The 24,185-nt window shown below is 75.5% G+C and carries 20 protein-coding genes; 11 read left to right on the top strand and 9 right to left on the bottom strand.

The genetic code is table 11. The features are described from left to right. Window positions 1-241: 241 nt before the first annotated feature. Window positions 242-850 (top strand): LuxR C-terminal-related transcriptional regulator, encoded by a 609-nt coding sequence (locus ACH4SL_RS11815; RefSeq protein WP_398444108.1) that lies wholly within the window; start codon window positions 242-244, stop codon window positions 848-850. Here the strand turns inward: ACH4SL_RS11815 and ACH4SL_RS11810 are convergent. The 5 genes from ACH4SL_RS11810 to ACH4SL_RS11790 all read right to left on the bottom strand — a co-directional run bounded on the left by ACH4SL_RS11810 (window position 819) and on the right by ACH4SL_RS11790 (window position 8,895). Next, window positions 819-2,594, bottom strand: coding sequence for an ATP-binding cassette domain-containing protein (locus ACH4SL_RS11810; RefSeq protein WP_398443946.1), 1,776 nt, complete (start codon window positions 2,592-2,594; stop codon window positions 819-821). The genes ACH4SL_RS11815 and ACH4SL_RS11810 overlap by 32 nt on opposite strands. Window positions 2,595-2,847: 253 nt before the next feature. Further along, entirely contained in the window at window positions 2,848-4,524 is a 1,677-nt protein-coding gene (locus ACH4SL_RS11805; RefSeq protein WP_398443944.1) for an ABC transporter transmembrane domain-containing protein, read from the bottom strand. A gap of 430 nt (window positions 4,525-4,954) precedes the next feature. Further along, window positions 4,955-5,068 (bottom strand): SapB/AmfS family lanthipeptide, encoded by a 114-nt coding sequence (locus tag ACH4SL_RS11800; RefSeq protein WP_398443942.1) that lies wholly within the window; start codon window positions 5,066-5,068, stop codon window positions 4,955-4,957. A gap of 70 nt (window positions 5,069-5,138) precedes the next feature. After that, window positions 5,139-7,859 carry a class III lanthionine synthetase LanKC gene (gene lanKC, locus ACH4SL_RS11795; protein WP_398443940.1) on the bottom strand — a complete coding sequence of 907 codons (2,721 nt, stop codon included), beginning with the start codon at window positions 7,857-7,859 and terminating at the stop codon, window positions 5,139-5,141. Between the two features lie 175 nt (window positions 7,860-8,034). After that, window positions 8,035-8,895 carry an SDR family NAD(P)-dependent oxidoreductase gene (locus ACH4SL_RS11790; protein WP_398443937.1) on the bottom strand — a complete coding sequence of 287 codons (861 nt, stop codon included), beginning with the start codon at window positions 8,893-8,895 and terminating at the stop codon, window positions 8,035-8,037. Window positions 8,896-9,340: 445 nt separating this feature from the next. Between ACH4SL_RS11790 and ACH4SL_RS11785 the strand changes: the two genes are divergently transcribed. From ACH4SL_RS11785 to ACH4SL_RS11755, 7 genes are all read left to right on the top strand, one after another. Continuing rightward, window positions 9,341-10,195 (top strand): helix-turn-helix domain-containing protein, encoded by an 855-nt coding sequence (locus ACH4SL_RS11785; protein ID WP_398443935.1) that lies wholly within the window; start codon window positions 9,341-9,343, stop codon window positions 10,193-10,195. 16 nt (window positions 10,196-10,211) lie between these two features. Next, window positions 10,212-10,406: a DUF397 domain-containing protein gene (locus ACH4SL_RS11780; protein ID WP_398443933.1), complete on the top strand. Its 195-nt coding sequence runs from the start codon at window positions 10,212-10,214 to the stop codon at window positions 10,404-10,406. Between the two features lie 97 nt (window positions 10,407-10,503). Then, a complete protein-coding gene (locus tag ACH4SL_RS11775) occupies window positions 10,504-11,775 on the top strand; it encodes a prenyltransferase/squalene oxidase repeat-containing protein (protein ID WP_398443931.1) in 1,272 nt (423 codons plus the stop codon). 302 nt (window positions 11,776-12,077) lie between these two features. Further along, a complete protein-coding gene (locus tag ACH4SL_RS11770) occupies window positions 12,078-12,710 on the top strand; it encodes an SCO2322 family protein (RefSeq protein ID WP_398444106.1) in 633 nt (210 codons plus the stop codon). A 248-nt stretch (window positions 12,711-12,958) separates the two neighbouring features. Then, the gene (locus tag ACH4SL_RS11765) at window positions 12,959-14,062 is read left to right on the top strand and encodes a CbiQ family ECF transporter T component (protein ID WP_398443929.1); all 1,104 of its coding nucleotides are present in this window, start codon (window positions 12,959-12,961) and stop codon (window positions 14,060-14,062) included. Beyond that, the gene (locus ACH4SL_RS11760; protein ID WP_398443926.1) at window positions 14,059-15,819 is read left to right on the top strand and encodes an ABC transporter ATP-binding protein; all 1,761 of its coding nucleotides are present in this window, start codon (window positions 14,059-14,061) and stop codon (window positions 15,817-15,819) included. The genes ACH4SL_RS11765 and ACH4SL_RS11760 overlap by 4 nt, the downstream gene beginning before the upstream one ends. 160 nt (window positions 15,820-15,979) lie before the next feature. Then, window positions 15,980-16,822, top strand: coding sequence for an ECF transporter S component (locus ACH4SL_RS11755; protein WP_398443924.1), 843 nt, complete (start codon window positions 15,980-15,982; stop codon window positions 16,820-16,822). Between the two features lie 366 nt (window positions 16,823-17,188). On the opposite strand, the gene ACH4SL_RS11750 is transcribed toward ACH4SL_RS11755, so the two are convergent. The 3 genes from ACH4SL_RS11750 to ACH4SL_RS11740 form a co-directional block, all read right to left on the bottom strand. Further along, complete coding sequence (locus ACH4SL_RS11750) at window positions 17,189-17,686, bottom strand: hypothetical protein (RefSeq protein ID WP_398443922.1); 498 nt, start codon at window positions 17,684-17,686, stop codon at window positions 17,189-17,191. Beyond that, window positions 17,683-18,363, bottom strand: coding sequence for a hypothetical protein (locus ACH4SL_RS11745; RefSeq protein ID WP_398443920.1), 681 nt, complete (start codon window positions 18,361-18,363; stop codon window positions 17,683-17,685). Before ACH4SL_RS11745 ends, ACH4SL_RS11750 begins: the two co-directional genes overlap by 4 nt. A gap of 102 nt (window positions 18,364-18,465) precedes the next feature. Next, window positions 18,466-20,517 (bottom strand): MFS transporter, encoded by a 2,052-nt coding sequence (locus tag ACH4SL_RS11740; RefSeq protein WP_398443918.1) that lies wholly within the window; start codon window positions 20,515-20,517, stop codon window positions 18,466-18,468. 233 nt (window positions 20,518-20,750) lie between these two features. On the opposite strand from ACH4SL_RS11740, the gene ACH4SL_RS11735 reads away from it, so the two are divergent. The 3 genes from ACH4SL_RS11735 to ACH4SL_RS11725 all read left to right on the top strand — a co-directional run bounded on the left by ACH4SL_RS11735 (window position 20,751) and on the right by ACH4SL_RS11725 (window position 23,542). Beyond that, window positions 20,751-21,830: a peptidoglycan-binding protein gene (locus ACH4SL_RS11735; protein WP_398443916.1), complete on the top strand. Its 1,080-nt coding sequence runs from the start codon at window positions 20,751-20,753 to the stop codon at window positions 21,828-21,830. A 389-nt stretch (window positions 21,831-22,219) separates the two neighbouring features. Beyond that, window positions 22,220-22,777 carry a hypothetical protein gene (locus ACH4SL_RS11730; RefSeq protein ID WP_398443914.1) on the top strand — a complete coding sequence of 186 codons (558 nt, stop codon included), beginning with the start codon at window positions 22,220-22,222 and terminating at the stop codon, window positions 22,775-22,777. A 111-nt stretch (window positions 22,778-22,888) separates the two neighbouring features. Next, window positions 22,889-23,542 (top strand): HAD-IA family hydrolase, encoded by a 654-nt coding sequence (locus ACH4SL_RS11725; protein ID WP_398443911.1) that lies wholly within the window; start codon window positions 22,889-22,891, stop codon window positions 23,540-23,542. Window positions 23,543-23,544: 2 nt separating this feature from the next. Here the strand turns inward: ACH4SL_RS11725 and ACH4SL_RS11720 are convergent, their stop codons facing one another. Further along, window positions 23,545-24,126, bottom strand: a complete 582-nt coding sequence (locus ACH4SL_RS11720) for a TMEM165/GDT1 family protein (RefSeq protein WP_031517770.1) — start codon at window positions 24,124-24,126, stop codon at window positions 23,545-23,547. Window positions 24,127-24,185 lie beyond the last annotated feature (59 nt).

Here is a 24,185-nt window from a genome sequence, read left to right as displayed (position 1 = left end):
GCGACACGGCGGCGGCGTCACCCACACGGGTGGCGCGAAACGCTCGATGGCGCGCGCCCCCCGAAAGCATCACATTCACCCCTGTCCACCTCCGATTGACGTGAATCAGGGTCCTCCCGGACAACTCGCCAGGGTAGGAATGGACCGCTCTCTTCCGGTCCCGCCCTTGGCGACCGGTATGCGCCGAGACAAGGGGAAGGCCGAGTTGATACGCGTTCTGGTGGCCCATGACACCAGCCTGATGCGGTCCGCGCTTGCGGCGCTGCTGGGCAACGAGCCGGATTTCGAGGTGACCGACGTGGGATGGCACCAGATGGGTGAGCCGGGGCGATGTCCCGGCTCACAGGTGTGCGTGGTGGACGCGGACTGCCCCGGCTGGCGCCGGCACGCCGACCGCTACGCGGGCGCGGGCGCAGGCGCGGGAGTGCGCAGGCGCGCGGACGGCGCGGACGGCGGCGACGGCGTGTGCAGCGCGGTCATCGTGCTGACCAGCAGCGGCAAGCCGGGCAGCCTGCGGCGCGCGTACGCGGCGGACGCACTCGGCTTCGTCAACAAGGACCGCTCCGCGGACCGCTTACCGGCGGCGATACGCCGCGTCGCGGAGGGGAAACGGTTCGTCGACGAGTCGCTGGCGGTGGAATTCCTGCAAGCAGCGGACATGCCGCTGACACCGCGCGAGCTGAGTGTGCTGTCGCTCAGCGCGGAGGGGGCGTCCGTGACGGAGATCGCGCGCAGCCTGCACCTGTGCAACGGCACGGTGCGCAACTACCTCGCGGCCATCACCCGCAAGACGGGGGCGCGCAACCGGGTGGACGCGATCAGGATCTCCCGCTTCGCGGGGTGGGTGTGAGCGGGCCCGGCTCCGGGGCCGGGGTCCAGGCGGCGGCGAGGTCGCGGTAGAGCGGCGAGAGCGCGAGCAGCTCGGTGTGCGGGGCGCACGCGGTGTGCGCGCCGTCGAGCACGAGTGTGCGGGCGGCGCGGCGCGCGGAGCTGATCCGGTGGGCGACGACGACAAGGGTCGTTCCCGGCCGCGCCGCGAACGCCCGCTCCGCGCGGGCCTCGGCGTCCGCGTCCAGATGGCAGGTCGCCTCGTCGAGCAGCACGATGCGGCCGGGGGCCGCGTACGTCCGGGCGAGCGCGAGCAGTTGCCGCTCCCCGGCGGACAGGGCGGCCGGATCGACCCGGCCGCCCGGCCCCCCCAGCGCCGCGACCAGCTCCCCGGCCCCCACGGCCGCGACGGCCTCCGCGACGGCCCGCTCCCCCGGCTCGCCCGGCAGCAGATAGCCGACGTTTTCGGCCACCGTGCCGCGGAAGACGTACGCCTCCTGCGGCACGAGCACCACCTCCCCGCGAACCCGCACCTCCCCCGCCCCGACCGCCAGCACACCCGCGACCACCCCCGCGAACGTCGACTTCCCCGCCCCGCTGGGCCCGACGACAGCCAGGTGCTCCCCGTCCCCGACGGCCAGGTCCACCGCGTCCAGCACCGGCACGGCCCCCGGCCCGTACGCGAAACTGACACCCCGCAGCTCGACAGCGACCCCGAGCGCGGGAACTCCGCCACCGCGCCCCGGTCGCTGCCCGTCGGACGCGGGCCCGTCCGACCCGGTACGGCTGCGCGGCTCCGACGCGGGGCCGGACGGCCCGGCGTCCTCCGGTGGGGTCAGGCGCGTCAGGATGACGCCCAGGCGGGTGCCGGCGGCGCCGAGGGTGTGGACGAGGTTCTGGAGGGCGGGCTGGAGGGACTGCGTCAGGTAGGCGAAGGCGCCGAGCAGCGCGCCCGGGGTGATGCGGTGCGAGGACAGCAGCCAGGGCGCCGTCAGCAGCAGCAGGACCAGGGGGAGCTGGCCGCCGACCGTGAGGGCCGCGGTGCGTACCACCCCGAAGCGGGCCAGCGAGCGGGCGGCCTCCAGCGCGGCCCCGATCCGCTCGTCCGCCCGCGCGGCGACGGGCCCGCGCGCGCCGCACGCCGTGACGTCCCGCAGCCCCGCGGCGAGCGCCCCGCACTCCTGCGCGACCGCCTCGTCCGCCGTGAGGTAGCGGTCCTGCCGCCGGGCCAGCGGGCGCAGCGCCGCCACGAACAGGGCGACGCCCGCCACCAGCGGCGGGAGCACCACGAGCAGCAGGACGGGCGCCAGCGCGATCATGCCGGCCAGCGCGCCCGCCGCGGTGAACGCGAAGGAGCGCAGCACCATGACGATGCCGCCGAAGGCGTCCCGCGCGATCTCCACCTGGTGGGTGAGCCGCGAGACGACCGCGGAGTCCGCGCTGCGCCCGCCGCCCCCGGCCGCCCGTACGGCGTCGCGCAGCCCGCGCCGTACGACCCCGCTCACCAGCCGGTCCCGCAGCGGCTCGACGAGCGCGGCGACCCCGCCGAAGACCCGCGCGGTCCCGTACGCCCCCGCGGGCACCCCGGCGGCGGCGAGCGCCAGCCACCACAGCCCGGTGCCCTCGCGCCCGCGCAGGAAGCCGTCGTCCATCGCGCGGGCGAGCGCGTAGCCGAGCAGGAACGTCTGCCCGGCCTCCAGCACGGACCACGCCAGCAGCACCGCGACGACCCGGCTCCGCCCCCGGAAGGCGTCCCGCAACCGCATCCCCCCGCCCGGCCCCGAGCCGCCATCGGCGTACGGCTCGGGCGGCCGGGCGGGCGCCTCACGGCCCCCGACGCCCCTCCCCGACGCACCGCCGCACGGGCCGCCGCCGGCGTGCGGCTCGGGCGGGGCGGCACCGGGCACACCGGCCACGTCATCGGCCGCGGGCGGCCCGTACGGCGGGGTGCCGCCGCGTCGGCGTGCGGGCGCGGGCTGCGGCTCATGGGGGCCGCCCCCTTGCCCCGCGCGGGAGGCGCTACGCATCGGACGCTCCGAAGAGGGTGCGGTAGGCGGGATCGGGCCAGAGGGCGGTGTGGGGCGCCAGGGCGCGCAGGCGGCCCGCTTCGAGCCAGGCGACGAGGTCGGCGCGGGCCGCGGTGGTGGCGCGGTGGGTGGTGAGCAGGCGGGTGCGGTGCGGGTGGTCGTGGAAGAGGGCGCGGGCGACGCGCAGTTCGGTGACGGTGTCGAGGCTGGACGTCGCGTCGTCCAGGATGAGCAGCCGTCCGGGGTGGGCGAACGCCCGTGCCAGGCCGAGGCGTTGGTACTCCCCGCCGGAGAAGGGCGCGTCCTCGCGGGGGGTCGCGTAACCGGCGGGGAGCAGCGTCACGAAGCCGTCCGCCTCCGCGGCGCGCGCGGCCCGTACGACGTGCTCGGCCGGGAGGGGGCGGGGCCCGAAGGCTACGGCGTCCGCGATCGTCTCCCCGAAGAGCACGGGGCGTTCGAAGGCGTAGCCGACGGCGTCGCGCAGCTCGTGCTCGGCGAGATCCGGCAGCGGGCAGCCGTCGAGCAGTACGGTGCCGCCGTCCGGATCCGCCAACCGCCCGGCGAGCGCGGCGAGTACGGACTTGCCCGCGCCCGAGCGTCCCACCACGGCGACGCAACTGCCGCCCGGCACGGTCAGGTTCAGCCCGTCCAGTACGGTCTCGCCGCCGCGGCACGCGCGCACGTCCCGCAGTTCGAGCGTGCCCGGTCCCTGCGGGGGCAACGTCCGCTCCCCGTAGGCCGGTACGGGTTCGGCCAGCACGTCCGCGACCCGCGCCGCCGCGGCCCGGCCGCGTACCAGCGCGCCCAACTGGCCGACCACGACGCCGATTCCGGTGGCCAGCAGGACGTAGCGGCCCGCCGCGAGGAGGTCGCCGGGGCTGATCGCGCCCTGCGCGAGGCGGACGCCACCGACCGCGAGCACCGCGATCTGGAGCAGCGGCACCAGCACCATGGCCTGCGCCGTGGCCCGGCCCTGCACCTGCCACATCTTCCGCCCGTGCAGGCCCAGTTCGGGCAGCGGTGCGAGTACGCGGGCCGCCTCGCGGCGTTCGGTCCGGGCCGCGGCGATGGTACGGGCCCCGCCGAGCGCCTCGACGAGCAGCGTCGCGATCCGGCCCTGCGTCTCCTGGTAGCCGGTGACGCAGGATTGCGACGCGCGGGCGAAACGGTGGACGAGCAGGGTCAGGAGCGGGGCGCCCGCGAGGAAGACCACGGCGAGCCACAGGTCCGTGAGGCCCAGCGCGACGATGCCGCCGACCGGTGCGGCGAGGGCCGCGGGCAGGGCGGCGGCGGCCGCGGGGGTGCCGGCGGCGTCGGCGGCGTTGCCGACCAGCCGCGTGACGAGGTCGCCCTCGCCCTGCCGGGCGGCCGCGCTCGGGCCCGCGGCGAGCATGTGCCGCAGGGCGCGGCCGCGCACGAACGCGGTGGCTCGCGCCGTCGTCACGCCCGTGAGCAGGTCTTCGGCCGCCGCGGTGGCCGCCTGGGCGGCGACGAGGGCCGCGCACAGGGCGACCCAGGGGGTCGCGGATTCGCCGCGCAGCAGGAGGTCCAGGGCGTGGCCCAGCGCGGCGGGCAGTCCCACCGCCCCCGCGGCGGACGCGAGCCCCAGCACTCCCAGGGCGGTGACCCGCCCCCCGTCCCGCCGTGCGGCCTCTGCGACGAGTCCCATGACCTCTCCCTTCAGGCGTTCCGGTGTGCCTCTCGCGGTGCCCCGCACGACCTTCTGCCGGTGGGTGGTTGCTCGCGCAGTTCCCCGCGCCCCTTTCGCGACGGGCTGCCCCTGCTGTGACGTTCGCGATCTTCCCGCCGTCGTGGCTGGTCGCGCAGTTCCTCGCGCCCCTGAAAAACGCTCGCCCTCGCCCGCAAGGCCAGCCCCGCAGGGGCTCGCGCATGCCGCGCAGGGCGACAAACCAGGGGCGCGGGGAACTGCGCGACCAGCCACGACGCGCGGAGGATCGCGCAATGCACCCCCGGGGGCAGCCCGTGGCGAAAACGCGCTCAGCCCGCCGCTGGCGGGTGGCAGCCCGGGGCGCCGTCGGGGCAAGGGGTCGGCCCCGGGGGGCGGTTGGGGCCGCCGCCCGGGGCCGCCGCCGCGGGGGCTACAGGCAGATCAGGAAGCTCACGGAGCTGATGCAGCTCAGCAGGCTCAGAGAGCTCGCGGCCCCGCCGCTGTGGTTCTCGGTCTCCATGTTCTGCAGGTCGAGGAGCGCCATGACATGTCCCTTCGTCGGTCGTGCGTGGATGGGTGGTGCGCGGTCCCGGCCGTGGGTGGCCGGGCCCGGTTCAGGAGCCGCCCGTGAGGGGCGGGAGGAAGGGCAACCCCGCGGCGGGGGCGCCGCCGGTCGCGGCGCCCAGGGCCAGCAGGCAGCCGGCGGTGCCGGTGCCGAGGTCCATGGACAGCCGCATCATCTGGTTGCCGGGGAAGGCGAGCCCGCCGCCGTACGGCATGCCGTACCAGCCGAGCGCGCCGGTCTGTTCGGCGAGCGCCCCCGCGGGCACGGGCGTACGCGTGCGCGCGAGGTGCAGCAGCGTGCCGGCCCGGCCGGCGAAGAGGCCGGGCTGGGCGTACAGCCGCAGGGTGGCGGCGCGCACGATGTCGGTGCGGGCCTGCTCGAAGCGGACGGCGTCGTCGGGCGTGAGGGTCCCGGCGTGCCGGGCGAGCGGCAGCAGGTCGTCCAGGACCATGCCGATGCCCGCGCTGCCGTCGCCGAGGTAGGGCATGGTGCGCCAGCCCTCGTCGACGTCGAGGCCCCCCGCGGCGGTGTGCACGCAGCGGTCGAGGTCGAGGGAGAGCGCGCGGGCGGCGTGCACGAGCAGGCCGCGCGCGCCGGTGCGCTCGTAGAGGCGGACGAAGAGCAGCGCGGCGCCGGTCGCCCCGTGCATGAGCCCGGCGCGCGGGGTGCCGCCGGAGAGCCGGGCGGCGACGATGCCGGCGGCTTCCAGGGCGCGGTCGCGCAGCGAGATGTCGCCGGTGCTGCGGGCGAGGCTGTCCAGGACCAGGCCGAGGCCGGCGAGGCCGCCGTAGAGGTCGGAGGCGAGGTGCTGCCACTTCTCGGCGAGCAGGGTGTGGACGAGTTCGAGCGCGCGGTCGGTGTGGCCGAGCCGGTCGAGGGCGTACGCGATCCCGGCGACGCCGTCGTAGAGGCCGAGCGGGGTGCCGTTCGGGGGTTGCGCGGTGCGGTCCAGGAGCCAGCGCTCGCCCTCGGGGTAGCGGGGCAGCCCGGTCTCGGCGAAGGCGAGCAGGACGCCGGCGGCGCCGTGCGCGATCCCGAGGCCGCCGCCGTCGCCGAACTGCGCGATGTCCCCCGGGAAGAGCCGGTCGTCGCGCTGGGGGGTCGCCGACGCGAGGATCGCGTGCGCCATCGCGTCGCGGGCGGCGGGCCAGTCTGCGACGTCGACGGGGAGGTAGTCGCCCGTGCCGCCGACTGCCGTACCGGCAGGGCCGGTTGAGGTCGGCCGGGCCGCGGCCGTGTCCTCCCCCGGACGCTCGTCGCGGGTGATCTCGTGCACCGCCTCCGCCAACCACTCGTGCGGCACCGGGAATTGGCCGGCGATCACCTCCGCCAGATGGGCCGCCTTCGCACGGTCGACGGGCAGGAGGGTGGTGACGGGCAGGAAGAGGGCCAGGCGCAGGCAGGCGAGGGCGTAGCGGTCGACGGCCGGGCCGCGGCGGTCGGGGGGCGCCATGAAGCCGGGGTGGGCGACGGACTGGCCGCGCCCGTCACCGGCGTCGGTCGCCGCCTCGAAGTCCAGGAGGCGGACGGACTCGTCGTCGGGGCCGACCATGATGTTGTACATGTGCAGGTCGTTGACGACGAGGCCGCGCGCGTGGACCGCGGCGACGGCCCGTTCGACACCCTCGTGGATCCGCAGCGCCCAGCGCGTGTAGTCAGCGACGGCCTCCGGGTCGGGCTCGGGTGTGAGCAGCGGGTGGCGGTGGCCGAAGTAGCTGTTGAGCGGCTTGCCTTCGAGGAATTCCATGACCAGGAAGCGGTGGTCGCCGAGGGTGAACCAGTCGCGTGCCTCGGGTGCGACGCCCGTTCCGCCGAGCGCGCGCAGCACGTCGCGTTCGCGCTCCAGGCGGGTGACGGCGTCCGCGCCGTCGGAGGCGAGCCCGGCGTGCGGGCGGCCCTCCTTGAGGACGACCTTCTCGCCGGTGCGGGTGTCGGTCGCGGTGTAGACGCCGCCGCCGTTGGAGAAGTGCAGCGCCTTCTCGATGCGGTAGGGCAGTTCGCCGACGGTCGTGGCGTTGCGCGCCTCCAGGTGCGGGCGCAGGAAGTCCGGCAGCGTCACCCACTCCGGTACGTGGAAGGCGGGCGCGCGGCTGTCGGGGACGAGCCGGCCCTCGGCGTCCTCGATCGCGGAGACCAGCGTGCCGTGCTCGCCGACGCAGAAGCGCTTGGCGAAGGCCCCGTAGCGCACATAGAGCGGGCCCTCGCGCCAGCGCAGGTCGGTGAGGATGTACGGGCCGGGCTCGCCGTCGAGCAGTTCGCCGAGTTCTTCGAGGATCTCGCGCAACTGCGGTTCGCCGTCCGGGTAAATGGTGACGAACTTTCCGCTGGTGTCGCGGCCGGCGTATTTCGAATTGCGCAGGTGCAGCAGCTGCGGGCTGGGAACGAATTTAAACGGAATGCTGCGGGGAACGCAGTGGTCCCAGACCTTGGCGGCCACCTTGTCGGCGTTGCCGAGGCCGGCGGAGACATGGATCTTCCAGCCCTGCATGGGGCGTCCGCCCCCCTCGGCGCCGGCGCCGGGGCCCGGGTCGAGGTGCAGCCAGTCCCCGACCCGGACCGTGCGCCAGCCGTCCGGCACGTCGCGCTGCGCGGTCTCGAAGGCGGCGACCGGCGTCCGGACCGGCCCCTCTCCCGAGACCGCGCCGGACACCGCGCCGGCCACCGCGCCGGATGCCGAAGCGGAATCGCCGGACACGGCCATGGGAAGCCGGTCGAGGCTTTCGTAGAAATGCCGGTCCGCGAGGCAGAAAACCTCGTAGCGGTTGTCCATCGATCCCCCTTGTGGCGGTGACGGACACGAGATTTACATATCGGCGGGCGGGCGGAGAAGTCACCGTTGTCACCTCATGGCCATGCGGAACGCACGGGTCCGGCGGGCGCATCGGCGTAGTCCCGCGGCCGCACCGGCGAGCCCGGCGGCCGCGCCGGCGGCGGCGCGCGGCCGCTCAGCCGCCGAAGGACGCGGGCGTGAGCTTCAGCGCGGACAGCAGCGCGCGGTCGCGGACGCCGGTGGGCAGCCGGCGGGCGACGCGGACGGTGCGGGCGTCCGGCCCCACGAGGTAGCGGGTACGGGGGCGGCGCGCGGTGAGGGCGTGCCGGACGGCGTCGACGGCGGCGTCCACCGGGTGCAGCGTGCTCGCGGCGACGGACGCGGCCGCGGCCTGCACCGCCCGGGCGTAGAACCGTTCGACGTCGGGCCCGCCCGCGAGGCCGTCCGCCTGCCCGGAGCGGACGGCGCGGTCGAAGATCCCGGTCCGCATCGCGCCGGGTTCCACGAGGGCCACGCGCACGCCCTGGTGCCGCAGTTCGATCCGCAGCGAGTCGGTGAGCGAGGCCAGGGCAGCCTTGGAGGCGGCGATCGGGCCGAAGAAGGGGAGGGCGACGAGCGAGCTGAGGGCGCCGATGTTGACGATCCGCCCGCCGCCCGCCCGGACGGCGGGCAGCACTGCGCGGGTGACGGCCATCAGCCCGAGGACGTTGACGTCGAACTGCCGGCGCAGCGCGTCGCCCGGCACCTGCTCCCAGAAGCCCTGCACGATCAGACCGGCGCTGTTGACCAGCCCGTCGAGGCGGCCGCCGACCTGTTCTGCGGCGGCGCGCACGCTCGCGTCGTCGGTGACGTCGAGGACGACGGGGCGTACGTCGCCGGGCAGTTCGGCCAGCCGCGGCGCGTCCTGGGGGGCTCGGTGGGCCGCGTGGACCGTCCAGCCCTCGGCGGCGAGCCGCTGGGCGACGGCGAATCCGAGGCCGCCGGTCGCTCCGGTGACCAGCACGGACCTGGCGGGCGGGGTGGCTGTGTGCGACAAGGTACGTGCCTTTCGGAGGGAGTGAACTCCCTTTCACCCTCGGTCGGTTGGCGTCCGCCGTGAAGAGTGGGCTTCCTGCTGGTGCTGCGGGCACCAGGATCGGGGGCGGCAACCGCCGCACTCCGCCGGTCGGTTGGGCCCCGGCTCCGCCTCCGCGTCAACCTTGCGCCCGCCCGGCCCGACGCCGTCCGACTGATGTTCCTCGGCCATCCGGGGGCCTCGCGGCACCCGCCGGGGCGCGTACCGCGCGAAAAGACCACCACAACCCCGTACCCCGTCAACACCCCTACGCAATAAGGGAGTTGACTGTCAGAGCACATATGTACCGCCGGACCTTATGGGGCAATACTGCCCCTCTGCAACCTTGTCGCCGAAATTTCCAGAAACGATCTGGACCCGGCGTGAGCGGAACGGCACACTCGAACCAGAGTCAAGAAGGGACACCATGCCGCTCAGAAGCACCGCAACCGCCCGTCAGGAGCGCCTCGGTGCGGAGCTACGGAAAATGCGCGAGGCAGCCGGAATCACCGCCCGCGACACCGCCCGTCTGCTCGGCACCGACCCGGCCAAGGTCAGCCACATCGAGGCCGGACGGCTAGGCGTCAGCGAGGAGCGGTTGCGGCGCCTCGCGTCGTTCTACCAGTGCGGTGACGAGGCCCTCGTCGACGCGCTGGTCGTGATGGCCAACGGCATCGGCCGCAAGGGCTGGTGGGAGGCCTACCGGGGGGTCGTGCCGGCCCCGATCCTGGACATCGCCGAGCTGGAGTTCCACGGCACCGCGATGCGCGCCGTCCAGATCACCCACATCCCCGGGGTGTTCCAGACCGAGGAATACACCCGCACGATGTTCAGCAACACGGTCCTGCCGTTGCCGCAGACCGAGTTGGAGGCCCGTATCGCCCACCGGCTGGAGCGCAGCAGTGTCCTCTACCGGGATTCGGCGGCGCCGTACGAGGCGGTGATCCACGAAGCGGCGCTGCGGATGGGCTACGGCGGCACCAAGATCGCCCGGGCGCAGCTCGACCACCTGGTGGAGCTGAGCCACCTGCCGCGGATAAGCATCCGGGTCGTGCCCTTCGCCACTCAGGCGTACTTCAGCTCAGGACACGTGCACCTGTACGTGTGCGGCACCGTGCCCGCCCTCGACACGGTGGAGATGGACTCCTCGCTCGGCGCGACCTTCCTGCACGCCGCGCCGCACCTGGCCAACTACCGCGTCATCCACCAGCGTCTCGCCGCGGCAGCGCTCGACGAGTCCCGGTCGCGGGACTTCATCCACGCCGTCGCCCGAGACCTCTGACATCCGAAGGCAGCCGATGACCCCGCAAACCACCGCCTGGCAGAAATCCACGTACTCGAACGACGCGGCCGATTGTGTGGAGGTCGCCGCCACGGCGGGTGGCACGGTGCTGATACGGGAGAGCGACGATCCGGGCGTCGTGCTGGCCACGACGCCCGGCGCGCTGGCCCGCTTCCTCCAGGCGATCAAGCGCGGCTCGGCCGCCGGCTGACACCTCCGGCGCCCGCCCGTCGCCGGAGCCCGCCACGGCCGGCGGGCGGTCGCACGTTAGGGTGAGGGATCCCCCGTCCCGGAAAGGCCCCACCCCCATGTCCCTGCGCCGCCGCGCCGCCCTGCTGGTGACCGCCGCCTCGACGCTCACCGCCCTGGCCGCGCCCGCCGCGCTCGCGGACACCACGCCGCCCGCCGCGCCGAGCACCCCGTCCGTCACCCGCGCGGACCTCTACGGCGCGGGCGACCCGACGTACGACGGGGTGTGGCGGCAGGGCTTCGCGGAGATAGCCGTGTCCATGAGCGGCTACTTCGTCAACGGCCGGGCCACCTCCTGGCTGCTCGCCCAGCAGTGCGCGGACGGCGGCTGGCCCTCCTACCGCGCGGACACGGCCAAGCCCTGCGACCCGAAGACCGAGGACACCAACGCCACCGGCATAGCCCTCCAGGCGCTCCAGCTGAGCGGCACCGGTGGCGCGGGCTCGCCCGCGGTCAAGCGCGGGCTGGACTGGCTGGCCGGTGTGCAGAACGCCGACGGGGGCTGGTCGTACAACCCCGGCGGCCCCTCCGACCCCGACTCCACCGCCGTCGTCATCGCCGGAATCGGCGCGGACGCCGCCCGCAAGCCCAACGCCAAGGGCAAGTCGCCCTACGACGCGCTGCGCGGCTTCCAGTTCGGCTGCTCGGCCGCGCCCGCCGACCGCGGCGCCTTCGGCTACCCCGGCACCGACGGCAAGCTCGTCCCGAACGCGAAGGCCACCGCCGACGCGCTGCGCGGCCTGGCCGACGCGCGCCTGGCCGGATGGCAGGTCACCGCCACCGCCACCGCGACGCCCACCACCCCCGACTGCGCCGCCGACCCGGACGCCTACGCCTCGCTCGACCCGCTGGCCACCGCGACGGCCGCCGGCACCTGGCTCTCCGCCCAGGTCACCAAGGGCGGCGGCCACCTCACGGCCGTCACGCCCGGCTCGACGACGCCCGTCCCGGACTACGGCACCACCGCCGACGCCGTCGTGGGCCTCGCGAACAGCGGCCACGAGACGCAGGCCGAGCAGACGTACGCCTGGCTGGCCGCCAACTCCGCGTCCTGGGCCAAGGGCAACCCCGCCGCCCTCGCACAGCTGGTCCTCGCCGCGAACGCCGCGCACGCCCCCCGGGCCTCCGGCGCCGACGACCCGCTCCCCCAGCTCATCGCCCTCGGCCCGGCCCCGACCAAGCGCGCGACCGGCGCCGAGACGCACGCCGACGAGAAGAAGGACGACGGCCTGTCGTCCAGCGCCACGACCTGGATCGTCGTCGGCGTCGTCTTCGTCGCGAGCGCCGGCTTCGGCCTCCTCCTCAGCGGCCGCAAGCGACGGCAGCCGTGACGCCCCACTCCCCGGCGCGGCCCGCCGCGGAAGCGACACCTGGCCGGTCCGCCCGCGCCACGGGCGCGGCGCCGGGCCGGGCCGCCCTCCCGCCGAATGCGACACGCGCCCCGTCCACCGGCCCCGCAGAAGCGACACGCAACGGCTCCACCCACCCCGCGAACGCGGCACCCGGCCAGTCCACCGGCCCCGCGGGCGCGATACACGATCGGCCCGCCCTCCCGCCGAATGCGACACGCCACCCGGCCACCCTCCCGGCACGCACCACCGCGCGGCGCCGTCCCGCCGCCCGCACCGCCGCGCTGCGGCGTCTCGTCGCGCTGCCCGCCGCGGCCGCGGCGACCGCGGCGCTGCTGGTGCTCGGCCTCGCCGCGCCCGCGCACGCCGCCGGCTACCGCTACTGGTCCTACTGGCTGCGCTCGGGCGCGACCTGGACGTACGCGCAGACCGGCCCGGCCATGCACGTGCCCGCCGACGGCAGCGTGGAGGGGTGGCGCTTCGCGGTGAGCAAGGACGCCGCCGCCAAGGCCGTCCAGCCGCGCGGCGCCGCGGACTTCGCGGCGATCTGCGCGGGCACGCCCCCGGTCGACGGGCGCAAGCGCGTCGCCCTGGTCATCGACCCGGGCACCGGCGCGGACGCCCCCGACCGCGGCACGACCCCGCCGCCGCCCCGCACCGCCTGCGCGCAGGTCCCCACCTCCGCCTCCTCCGCGGACGCGCTCGCCGCCGTGGCCAAGCCCCTGCGCTACAACTCCGCCGGCGTCCTGTGCGCCATCACCGGCTACCCCGCCGCGGGCTGCGGCGACGAGGTCACCTCCACGTCCGCGTCCCCCACCTCCACCCACTCCGGCCCCTCCCTCGGCCTCCTCGCGGGCGCCGCCGCCGTCGCCGCCCTGGCCCTGGCCGCCGTCTGGCAATTCCGCCGCCGCCGATGACCGCGTCGCCCCGCCCGGAGGACCGCGCCCCGCAGGGGTGCGAGCCCGGCACCGACCGTCGTGCGCAGACGGCGGCAGCCGCACCCGAAGCGCGCGGTGGGAGAACCGCGCGCCCGGCCACAGGCGCAGGGCAGATCCCCGCCCAGCAGAACGAGGCGCGCCCCGGGGAATCCGCCCCCGGCGGGAAGATCCGGCAGCACGCCCCCGGCAGCGCAAGCCGGCCGCCCCGGACCCCCGCGCCCGGCGCGATGCCCGCCCGGCGGGACACCCTGCACGCCGGGGCCTGGTGGATCTGGGCCCTGGGCCTGGCCACCGCGGCGAGCCGCACCACGAACGTGCTGCTCCTCGCCCTGGTCACGGCGGTGACCGCCTACGTCGTCGCCGCCGCCCGCACGGACAACGCCCCCTGGGCCCGCTCCTACGGGACCTTCCTCCGCCTCGGCCTGCTCGTCGTCGCGATCCGCGTCGTCTTCGCGGTCGTGCTCGGCTCGCCGATCCCGGGCACGCACACCCTCGTCACGCTCCCCGAGGTCCCGCTGCCGGGCTGGGCGCAGGGCGTGCGGCTGGGCGGGCGGGTGACCGCCGAGGCGGTGGTCTTCGCGCTGCGCGACGGCCTGAAGCTCGCGACGCTGCTGATCTGCCTCGGCGCCGCGAATTCCCTCGCGAACCCCGCCCGGCTGCTGAAGTCGCTGCCGGGCGCGCTGTACGAGGCGGGCGTCGCGGTGGTCGTGGCGATGACCTTCGCCCCGCACCTGGTCGCGGACGTGGCGCGGCTGCGCGCCGCCCGCCGGCTGCGCGGCCGGGACGACCGCGGGGTGCGGGCGCTGCTCCAGGTGGGCCTGCCGGTGCTGGAGGGCGCGCTGGAGCGGTCCGTCGCGCTGGCCGCCGCGATGGACGCGCGCGGCTACGGGCGTACGGCCGACGTACCGCGCGCCGTACGCCGGGCCACCGCCGCGCTGACCGTCGGCGGCCTGCTCGGGGTGTGCGCGGGGACGTACGGGCTGCTCGCGGCGAGCGGCAGCGGCGCCGACTACGGGCTGCCGGTGCTGCTGCTGGGCCTGGCGGCGGCGCTGACGGGCCTGCGGCTGGGCGGGCGCCGCTCGCCGCGCACCCGCTACCGCCCCGACCCGTGGGGCGCCCGTGCGTGGCTGGTCGCGGGCTCGGGCGCGGCGGTCGCGGCCGCGATGATCGCCGCGGCGACGTACGCGCCCGACGCGCTGGACCCGCCCGCGGTGCCGCTGGCCGCGCCGACGCTGCCGCTGTGGCCGGCGGCGTGCGTCCTGCTCGGGCTGGTCCCGGCCCTGTTGGCGGCCCCGAGGAGCGCACGGCGCCGGGAAGGAGAGACGCGGTGATCCGCTTCGAGCAGGTGTCCTTCCGTTACGCGGAGGGCGCGGAAGCCGCCCTGAGCGGGGTCGACTTCGAGGTGCCCGAGGGCGAGATGTGCCTGGTCGTCGGGCCGTCCGGGGTCGGCAAGTCGACGCTGCTGGGCGCGGTGAGCGGCCTGGTGCCGCATTTCACCGGCGGGCACCTGGGCGGGCGGGTGAGCGTCGCCGGGCGCGACACCCGTACGCACCGGCCGCGCGATCTCGCCGATGTCGTCGGCACGGTGGGTCAGGACCCGCTGTCGCACTTCGTGACGGACACCGTCGAGGACGAACTCGCCTACGGCATGGAGTCGTTGGGGGTGGCGCCGGAGACGATGCGGCGGCGTGTCGAGGAGACGCTCGACCTGCTGGGCCTGGCCGAGCTGCGCGACCGCCCGATCGCGACGCTGTCCGGCGGGCAGCAGCAGCGGGTGGCGATCGGCTCGGTGCTGACCGTGCACCCGAAGGTGCTGGTGCTGGACGAGCCGACGTCCGCGCTGGACCCGGGCGCGGCGGAGGAGGTGCTCGGGGTGCTGCAGCGGCTCGTGCACGACCTCGGCACGACGGTGCTGCTGGCGGAGCACCGCCTGGAGCGCGTGGTGCAGTACGCGGACCAGGTGGTGCTGCTCCCCGCGCCGGGCGCCCCGCCCGAGGTGGGCGACCCGGCCGCGATGATGGCCGTCTCCCCGGTCCACCCCCCGGTCGTCGCCCTCGGCCGCCTCGCGGGCTGGTCCCCCCTCCCCCTCTCCGTCCGCGACGCCCGCCGCGCGGCGGCGCCTCTGCGCGAGCGCCTGGCGGGTCTGACGCCGCGGAGCGGTGCTCCCGCGGCGCCGGATGCGCTGGGCCGTGAGCCCGCGACGTCGGGAGGGCCGGGCGATACGCCCGCGGCGCCGGGTACGGGCCGTACGGACGAGCGCGGGCGGGGGCTCCTGCGGCGGGTGGACGGCGGGGGGCGCCCCGGCCGTGGCGAACGCGACAGCGCCGACGTGCTGGTACGGGCCGAGAGGCTGGCCGTGCGCCGTGGGCGGGTCGAGGCGCTGCGCGGGGTGGACCTCACCGTACGGGCGGGCGAGACGGTCGCGCTCATGGGCCGCAACGGCGCCGGGAAGTCCACGCTCCTGTCCACCCTGGTCGGCCTGCACACCCCCTCCGGCGGTGCGGTGACGGTCGGCGGCGCCGTGCCCCACCGGACCCGCCCCGCGCAGCTGCTGCACCGCGTCGGGCTCGTCCCGCAGGAGCCGCGCGACCTGCTGTACGCCGACACCGTCGCCGCCGAGTGCGCCGCCGCGGACCGGGACGCCGCCGCGCCGCCCGGCAGTTGCCGCGCGCTCGTCGCGGACCTGCTGCCGGGCGTACCGGACGACGTCCACCCGCGCGACCTGTCCGAGGGCCAGCGGCTCTCCCTCGCGCTCGCCGTCGTGCTCACCGCGAACCCGCCGGTGCTGCTCCTCGACGAGCCGACCCGCGGCCTGGACTACGCGGCGAAGGCCCGCCTGGTGACCCGTCTGCGCGCACTCGCCGCCGCGGGCCACGCGATCGTGCTCGCCACGCACGACGTGGAGCTCGCCGCCGACCTCGCCGACCGCGTCGTGATCCTCGCCGACGGCGAACCGGTCGCCGACGGCCCCACGCCCGACGTCGTCCTGTCCTCCCCGGCCTTCGCCCCCCAGACGGCCAAGATCCTCGCCCCCTCCCCCTGGCTGACGGTCGCCCAGGTCGCCCTGGCCCTGGAGACGGCCCCGTGACCCCGCGCCCGGCCACGCGCGGCTGCGCCGTGCACGCCGACACCGACCGCGACGGAGCGACCGCGGCACTCCGCGCCACAGCCTCTGCACCCACCGCGCCCACCGCACTCACCGCACCGGACACCACCGCGAGCCGGTCCCACGCCGCCGGAGGCACGCCGTGAGCCGCCGTACCGCGACCACCACCACCGACCGCCGTACCGACCCCGTACGGCTCGGGCCGCGCGCGGTGATCGTGCTCGGGCTCGTCTCACTCGTCGGCGTCGCCGCCTTCTGCTGGCCCCTGCTCGCCGCGCACGGCTCCGCGGTGGCCGCGCACAGCGCCGACGCGCCCTGGCTCTTCGCGGCGCTGCTGCCGATGCTCGTCGCCGTCGTCATCGCCACGATCGGCGACAACGGAATGGACCCCAAGGCCGTCGCGATGCTCGGCATGCTCGCCGCAGCCGGAGCCGCGCTGCGGCCGCTGGGCGCGGGCACGGCCGGCATCGAACCGATGTTCTTCCTGATGGTGCTGTCCGGCCGGGTCCTCGGCCCCGGCTTCGGCTTCACCCTCGGCTCCCTCACGATGTTCGCGTCCGCGCTGCTCACCGGGGGGGTCGGGCCCTGGCTGCCGTTCCAGATGCTCGCGATGGGGTGGGTGACGACGGGGGCGGGCCTGCTGCCCTGGCCGTCCCTGCGCGGCCGCCGCGAACTCGCGCTGCTCGCGGGATACGGGGCGGTGGCCGCGGTGGCGTACGGCACGGTGATGAACCTTCAGGGCTGGCCCTACATCGGCGGCCTCGCCTCCGACATCAGCTACTCCCCGCACATATCGCTCACCGCGAACCTGGCGAGATTCACCACGTACTGCCTCACCACGTCCCTGGGCTGGGACCTCCCGCGGGCCGCCCTCACCGCGGTCCTCTCCTTCACCCTGGGCCCGCCCGTCCTCGCCGCCCTCCGCCGCGCAACGCGCCGCGCGGTCTTCTCCCCCGACCTCACCTTCACGCCTCCGGCGCGGTAGGGGGACGCCCGCGCCTGACGGCGCGGGGAGTACGGGGCTGCACCGCCGTCGGGGGCGAACCGTAACCCCCACCGGCAGGCAGCCGCCGACGAGACGCCGGGAGGGGGACGATCCGGGGGTGCCCCCGGAGGAATGCGCACGCAAGACCCGCCACCTAACTCATGAGGTCGGACGCGCATTCCGAGGAGGTACCCCCGGAGTGGCACCCGACCCCACCCCCGCACCGGGCGCGCGATGCCACGCCGGGTGACACCAGGGGCGCGGGGCTGCATCTGATATGCGGCTGGCGCCGCGTGGGCGCGACCAGCCCCCACCGGCGGACGGTCGCACGGACCACCGGAGGGGGCAGGGCGAGGCGCGCCGGGCTCACGGCGTGGGAAGGGCCAGGAGGTGGGAGGTCAAGGTGCGATACCGCTGCAAAGCCAAGCGCAGCGCCTCCGTGTCGGTACCCCCTTGCGCCACCGCCGCCCGCGCACCGGCCACCGCGTGCTCGGCGCGTTCGAGGGCCGTGGCGAGGACCGTCTCCGCCTCCTCCACCGCGCCCTGCGGGGCGTCGACGAAGGTGAGCACCGCCTTCTCCATCCGCTCCGTCAGCTCGTCCCCCACGCCGCCCGGCAGGCCAGGCAGCGAACGCCCGGCCGCCCCGGACCGCGAGCCGTCGGATCCATCACGCTCCGGCGCCTCGTACACCTCGGGCACCTCCCGCGCGTCGTGCGCGTCGAACTCCTCCCGAGCCTCGGGCACCGCGGGCACCTCCTGAGCCTCGCGCGCTTCGCGCGCATCGCGCGCCTGACGCACCTCAGGCACCGCGGGCACCTCCGACTCGCTCCGCGCCTCCGGCGCGATCCGCTCCGTGTCGCTCATCGTTCCGCTCCCGTCGTCGTCCGTCCCCGCTCGGTCAGCGCGGCGAACCGCTTGCCCAGCGGCGCCTTCGCGTAGCCGTCCGCGTCCTCCGCGGAGCTTTCCGCGGAGCCCTCCGCGTCCTTCACGCCCCCGGCGTGTTCCGCGGGTGCCGCCGCCGCGAGCAGCTGCTCGAAGAGGCCCCGCGCGGCGACGAGCGCGGTGCGCCGTCCCTCCGTGTCGAGGGAGGCGTCGGTCGCCGCGGCGTGCGCGTCCCGGTAGCCCTGGACGTGGTAGGGGTGGTGGACGGAGAGCGCCTCGACGTGCTCGGGCGAATCCGCCGCCGGGTAGCCGCACTCGACCGCCAGCTCGCTGACCACCGCTTCCGCCTCGGCCAGCGCGGCGCCCGGGTCGTCGACGAACTGCCCCTGGATCGCGGTCCAGCGCCCCGCGTACCGCTGCCGCGTGTCGTCGTCGAGCGTCGCCCGCTCCATTCCGCGGTAGCGCTTGACGCGCCCGGCGAGTTCGCGGCGGGCGGCGCGTGCGTCGCCGTCGTGGACGGCGAGCGTCCGCTCGTACTCCGGGCCGAAGCGCCGCTTCATCCCGGGGCCCGTGCCGCCGCTCTGGAGGAGGACGGCCGCGATCGCCGCGGCGATGACGACGACCGCCACCGCGAGGGCGATGATCGTTCCTGTGGACATGGTCTGCTCCCGTCTGTCCCGGTGTGGGCCTCAGACTTCGGCTTGCCGCCATTTCGCCGCGCAAACCCGGCGCGCCCCGAACCCCCCGCCCCCGCAGCGGGGTTACGCCTCCGTGCGGGAGGAGCCGGTACGGGCGGCGGGCCGCCGTTCGGGGCGGTCGGCGTCGCCGCCGCACAGCTCGCTGCTGAGCTTGCGGACGAGCGTGGCCAGTTCGGCGTGCCCGGCGGGGTCCCAGTCGCCGAGGAGCCCGGCGAGGACGGAGCGGCGGGCCTCGGTGAGCTGCTCGGCGAGGGCGGTGCCGGAGGCGGTGAGGACGAGCGGGTTGCCGGACCGCACCGCGTATCCGCCGGCCTCCGCCTCGACCGCGGCGGTCTCGATGAGCTCGGCGGGCACGGTCGTGCGGCGGGCGAGTTCGACGGGGTCGGCGCTGCCGTGGTGCGCGATCCGCAGTAGCAGCCAGCTGGTGGCGGGGTGGATGTCGACGCCCGCGAGCCGGGTGATGCGCTGGTAGAGGTCGCGCCGCGCGTCCCGGCTGCCGAGCAGCGACAGGCAGCGGGCGATCTCGTCGAGCGAGGAGCGCTCCACGGGGTTGACGCCGACCGTCTCGCCGCCGTCCGGCACGGTGACGCTGCCGCGCAGCGGCTGCTCCTTGAGCAGCCAGGCCATGACGAAGCCGAGCGCGGCGACCGGGATCGCCCACAGGAAGACGGTGGTGATGGCCTGCGAGTACGCGTGCAGCACGGGCCCCTTGACACCCGCCGGCAGTCTGCGGATGGCCTCGGGGTCGGCCTGCAGCTGCCCGGGGTTGAAGCCGGGCGGTACGGGGAGGCCGCGCAGCGCGTCGCTGAGCTTGTCGGAGAGCTGGTTGGTGAAGACGGTGCCGAAGACGGAGACGCCGAAGGAGGCGCCGATGGAGCGGAAGAAGGTCGCGCCGGAGGTGGCGGAGCCGAGGTCCTCGTAGCCGACGGCGTTCTGCACGGCGAGCACCAGCACCTGCATGACCATGCCGAGGCCGAGGCCGAAGACGAAGAAGTACAGGCTCATCACCCAGGTGGCGGTGTGCTCGTCGAGGGTGTGCAGGAGCAGCAGGCCGATCGCGGTGACGGCGGTGCCGAGGATCGGGAAGATCTTGTAGCGGCCGGTGCGGCTGACGATCTGCCCGGAGCCGGTGGACGCCAGCAGCAGGCCGACGACCATCGGGATCATGTGCACACCGGAGAGCGTCGGCGAGTAGCCGTGCACGACCTGGAGGAAGGTCGGCAGGTACGTCATCGCGCCGAACATGGCGAAGCCGATGATGAAGGAGATCACCGAGCAGACGACGAACGTCCGCACCCGGAACAGCTTCGGCGGCAGCACCGGCTCCTGCGCCCGCCGCTCGATGACGACGAACGCGACGACCAGCAGCACCCCGGCCGCCGCGAGCGCGATGATCGACGGCGACCCCCAGGCGAGCGTGCTGCCGCCCAGCGAGGTGACCAGCACCAGGCACGTCGCGGCGGCGGCGACCGTCGCCATGCCGAGGTAGTCGATACGGTGCGTGGTGCGGCGGGCGGGGATGTGCAGGACGGCGGCGATGACGGCGAGTGCGACGACGCCGATGGGCAGGTTGACGTAGAAGACCCAGCGCCAGGACAGCTGCTCGGTGAACACCCCGCCCAGCAGCGGCCCCAGCACACTCGCCGCGCCGAAGACACCGCCGAAGACGCCCTGGTAGCGGCCGCGGTCGCGGGGCGGCACGATGTCGCCGACGATCGCCATGGACAGCACGATCAGCCCGCCGCCGCCCAGGCCCTGGAGCGCCCGGAAGGCGATCAGCTCGCCCATGCTCTGCGCGACGCCGCACAGCGCGGAGCCGACCAGGAAGAGCACGATGACGCCCTGGTAGAGCCGCTTCCGGCCGTACATGTCGCCGAGCTTGCCCCACAGCGGGGTCGCGGCGGTCGAGGCGAGCAGGTAGGCGGTGACGACCCAGGACAGGTGGTCGATGCCGCCCAGCTCGCTGACGATCGTCGGGAGCGCGGTCGACACGATCGTCTGGTCGAGGGCGGCGAGCAGCAGTCCGAGGGCGAGGGCCCCGATGGCGATCCGCACCTGCCGCCGGTCCTGGCCTTCCCCCGGCGCGACGGCCGCGGTGCTGGTGTCCTGCGCCATCAACGGCTCCTCGCGTCGCCCCCGGCGGTCGGACTCCCATATTCACACCATTCGTACGGCTATGGCCTGCGGGAGTGCGCCACTGGGGAGGGACCGGCTGCGCGACGGCATGGTGTGTCGGCATAATCGCTGACACGTCTTTGCGAACACGCGAACGACGGCAGGAGGGGAACCCAGTGGCGCCGCAGCAGCCGCACCGAACAGCCGGTTCGTACGAGCCCGTGGAAGACGGTGTGACCGATGTGACGGGGGGGCCGGGCGGTGCGCACCGCCAGGTCATCGAGGGCACGGTTGTCGCCGGCGCCGGCCCGGGGGGTGGCTTCGGCTCGGGAGCCGGCTCCGGGGAGTACGGCGCCGGGCGGGCCGCCGAGCGGTCCGCGGAGCGCGCCGCCGCGCTCGCCGTGACCGAGGGCTTCCACCCGCTGCGGGTGCGCCCGTACGTCGGCCCCTCCGACGAGGACACCCTCGGCGGTACGACCGCGCGCCCGCTCATCGACGTCGATCCGGACGGCGGGCCCGCCACCACCGACCTCGGCCTCTTCCCCACGGCCTACGCCGAGATGGAAGCGGCGGAGGAGTATCCCGCCGAGCGCGTGCCCCTCGCCGGGGAAGGCTCGTCCGGCGAGGGTCCCTTCGGCGACGGCGACGGGTACGGCGACTCGCACGACTCGGCCGCCGCCGCGGCGCACGGGCGGCACCGGCGCAGGCGGCGCGGCATCGTCGTGGCCGCGGCCGCGGTCGCCGCCTCCGCGCTCGCCGCGGGGGCCGTCGCCGTGACCGGCTCCGTCATGGGCGAGGAGAACGGGGGGACGCGGGCGCTGCCCGAGCCGTCCGCCGCGACGCCCGACGTCACGCTCCCCTCGGACGCCGGGCACGGCGCCGTCACCGAGCCCGTCGCCGTCACCCACCACCCGCCCATGCGGGCGACCACGTCGCCCGCCCCCACGATCCCGCGCAAGGCGTCGGCGACGCCCACCACGAGCGTGACAGCCGCGCCGCCCTCCGCCACGGCGACCGCGACCGGCACGCCGTCGCAGACCCCCTCGACGCCCGTCACCTCGCCCTCGGACACCGGCACGCTGCAGCTCGGCGCGAGCGGGGCGGAGGTCAGCGACCTCCAGCAGCGGCTGACCCAGGCGTGGGTCTACGCGGGGCCCGTCAACGGCACGTACGACCAGGCGACTCAGCGGGCCGTGGCGACGTTCCAGATCTGGTACGGCGTCCAGGGCGACCCCGCGGGCGTGTACGGCCCGGCGACGCGGACGGCTCTGGTCGCGGCGACGTCCTCCGACAACGGGCACCACCACCGTTAGCGGGGGGCGCACCGTTCTGCGCGGTGCGGTTCGTTGCGCGACCTTCCGCCGGTTCGTGGCTGGTCGCGCAGTTCCCCGCGCCCCTGCGCGGCGGCCCGGCGGTGGGGTCGGGTGCCACTCCGGGGGCACCTCCTCGGAATGCGCGTCCGACCCCATGAGCTAGGTGACGGGTCTTGCGTGCGCATTCCTCCGGGGGCACCCCCGGATCGTCCCCCTCCGGGTTGTACGGCGGGCTCGCCGCCGACGGTGGTTTCGCCCCACAGGAGAACCGTCAGACGACGTCTCACCCGCACGGGTGGTGCGGGCGGGCAAACCCCGCGCCGCAGGCGCGGGCACCCACCGCGGCGGGAAAGCCGCCCACGTACGGGGAGCGGATACGCTCAAGAGCGATGGCCCCCTACGGAGTACGAGAGTTCCAGCTCATGCTGCTGCGGCGCATGGCCGACCACCATCCGGAGCTCGTGGACGACGCCCTGCGCGAGATGAGCGCCTCGCACGCCGAGGCGCGGGCGGCGCACAACGCGTGGCAGACACGGCTGCGTTCGCGGACGCACCCCGGTGGTGTGCAGCGGTACCGGATGGCGCTGGGCCCGCCCGAGCAGGAGGTCGAGCGGAAGGCCGGGGATCTGACGTGCAGAGCGCTGCTGTGGCCCCTGCCGTTGTGGCCGGATCTGCGGTTCGAGGTGCTGTGCGCGCCCGGCGGCGGGGTGTGGAACGAGTGGCTGGTGCGCGCGCCGGGCGCGGCTCCCGTGGAGCTGGGAGGGACGGCGGACCTCGTGCCGTGGTCGTGCGTGGTGGAGGACGTCGTCCGCGCGTTCCCGCCGACCGCGCCGCTGCCGCCGGACGCGCCGAGCCGCGCGCGGCTCGCCCTGACCGCGCCGGAGACGGGCGAGCGGCTGGTCGCGCACTTCACCTGGGGCCTGCTCCAGTACGTGGCGGATCGCTGAGCAGCGCGGTTGCCCTGGCGCCCCTCCGTTTGTATCGTGTGGGAACAAAGTGGTTCCGCCCGCTTACCTGACCGGCGGGCGGAACCGCTGAGTGCCACCCGAGGGAGTCCCATGCCGTCCGTCTTCACCGTCCGCGCCCTGCTCCTCGACATGGACGGCACGCTGGTCGACTCCGGCGCGGTGGTGGAGCGCTGCTGGTCGCGTTTCGCGCACCGGCACGGGCTGGAGCCGGCCGCGGTGCTGGCGGTCGTGCACGGGCGGCAGGGGCACGCCACGATGGCCGAGCTGCTGCCGCACCGCCCGATGGCGGAGAACTACGCGGAGAACGCGCTCATGCTCGCCGAGGAGACCGCGGATCTCGACGGGGTCGTGCCGGTCCCGGGTGCCCCGGCGTTTCTCGCGGCGCTGGCGGGGCGCCCGCACGCGCTGGTGACGTCGGCGAGCGACGGTCTCGCACGGGCCCGGATGACGGCGGCGGCGCTCCCCATGCCGCCGGTGGTGGTGACCGCGGAGCGGGTGGGGGCGAGCAAGCCGGATCCGGAGGGCTTCCTCAAGGGCGCCGCCGAGCTGGGCTTCGCGCCCGCGGAGTGCCTGGTCTTCGAGGACGCCGAGGTCGGTGTCGCGGCGGCCCGCGCCGGGGGGATGCCGGTCGTGGGCGTCGGCCCGCGCGCGGCGGCGTACGGGCCTGACGCCCTCGCCGCCACGCTGCTGGACGTGACGGTCACCGCGGGGCCGGAGGGCCTGCTCACGGTGACCGTGGGCTGACCTCAGCCGGCGATCGCCTCGTACAGGCTGAAGACCGCGAGCGCGGCCATCGCCGTCGCGGCGACCTTCGTGATGAGCGACAGCGGCACCTTCTTCATGAGCATCTGCCCGCCGAAGATGCCGAGCGCGCCGACGGCCCACAGGCCCAGGACCGCGCCGATGCCGACGGAGACCGGGTTGTCGTAGCGGGCGGCGAGGTTGGCGGTCATGATCTGCGTCAGGTCGCCGAACTCGGCGACCAGGATCAGCGTGAAGCCCGCGCCCGCGACCTTCCAGAAGCTCTGGTCGGCGGGCGCCTTGACGTTCTCCTCGTCCTCCGGCTTGGACCGCAGCAGCATCACCGCGCCGCCCAGGAAGAGGACGCCCACGATCGCCTGGAGCAGGCGGTGCGGGAGCAGCGTGAGGAGGCTGCCGGCGGCGATGGCGAGCGCGACATGGACCAGGAAGGCCGCGGCGACGCCGGCGAAGACGTACGACGCCCGGTAGCGGGTGCCGAGCATGAGGCTCGCGAGCGCGGTCTTGTCGGGGAGTTCGGCCAGGAAGATCACGCCGAAGACGACGGCGACGACGGTGAGGCTGAGCACGGGTCGGATTCCTCGATCGGTAGGGGATGCCCTGCCGAGAGACCGGGAAGAGGGGGTCG

The organism is Streptomyces sp. NPDC021020 (genome assembly GCF_044333285.1).
In the GTDB taxonomy this organism is placed as follows: Bacteria; Actinomycetota; Actinomycetes; order Streptomycetales; family Streptomycetaceae; genus Actinacidiphila.
The sequence above is the reverse complement of the archived record's forward strand: the minus strand, read 5'-3'. Positions and strand labels throughout refer to the sequence as shown.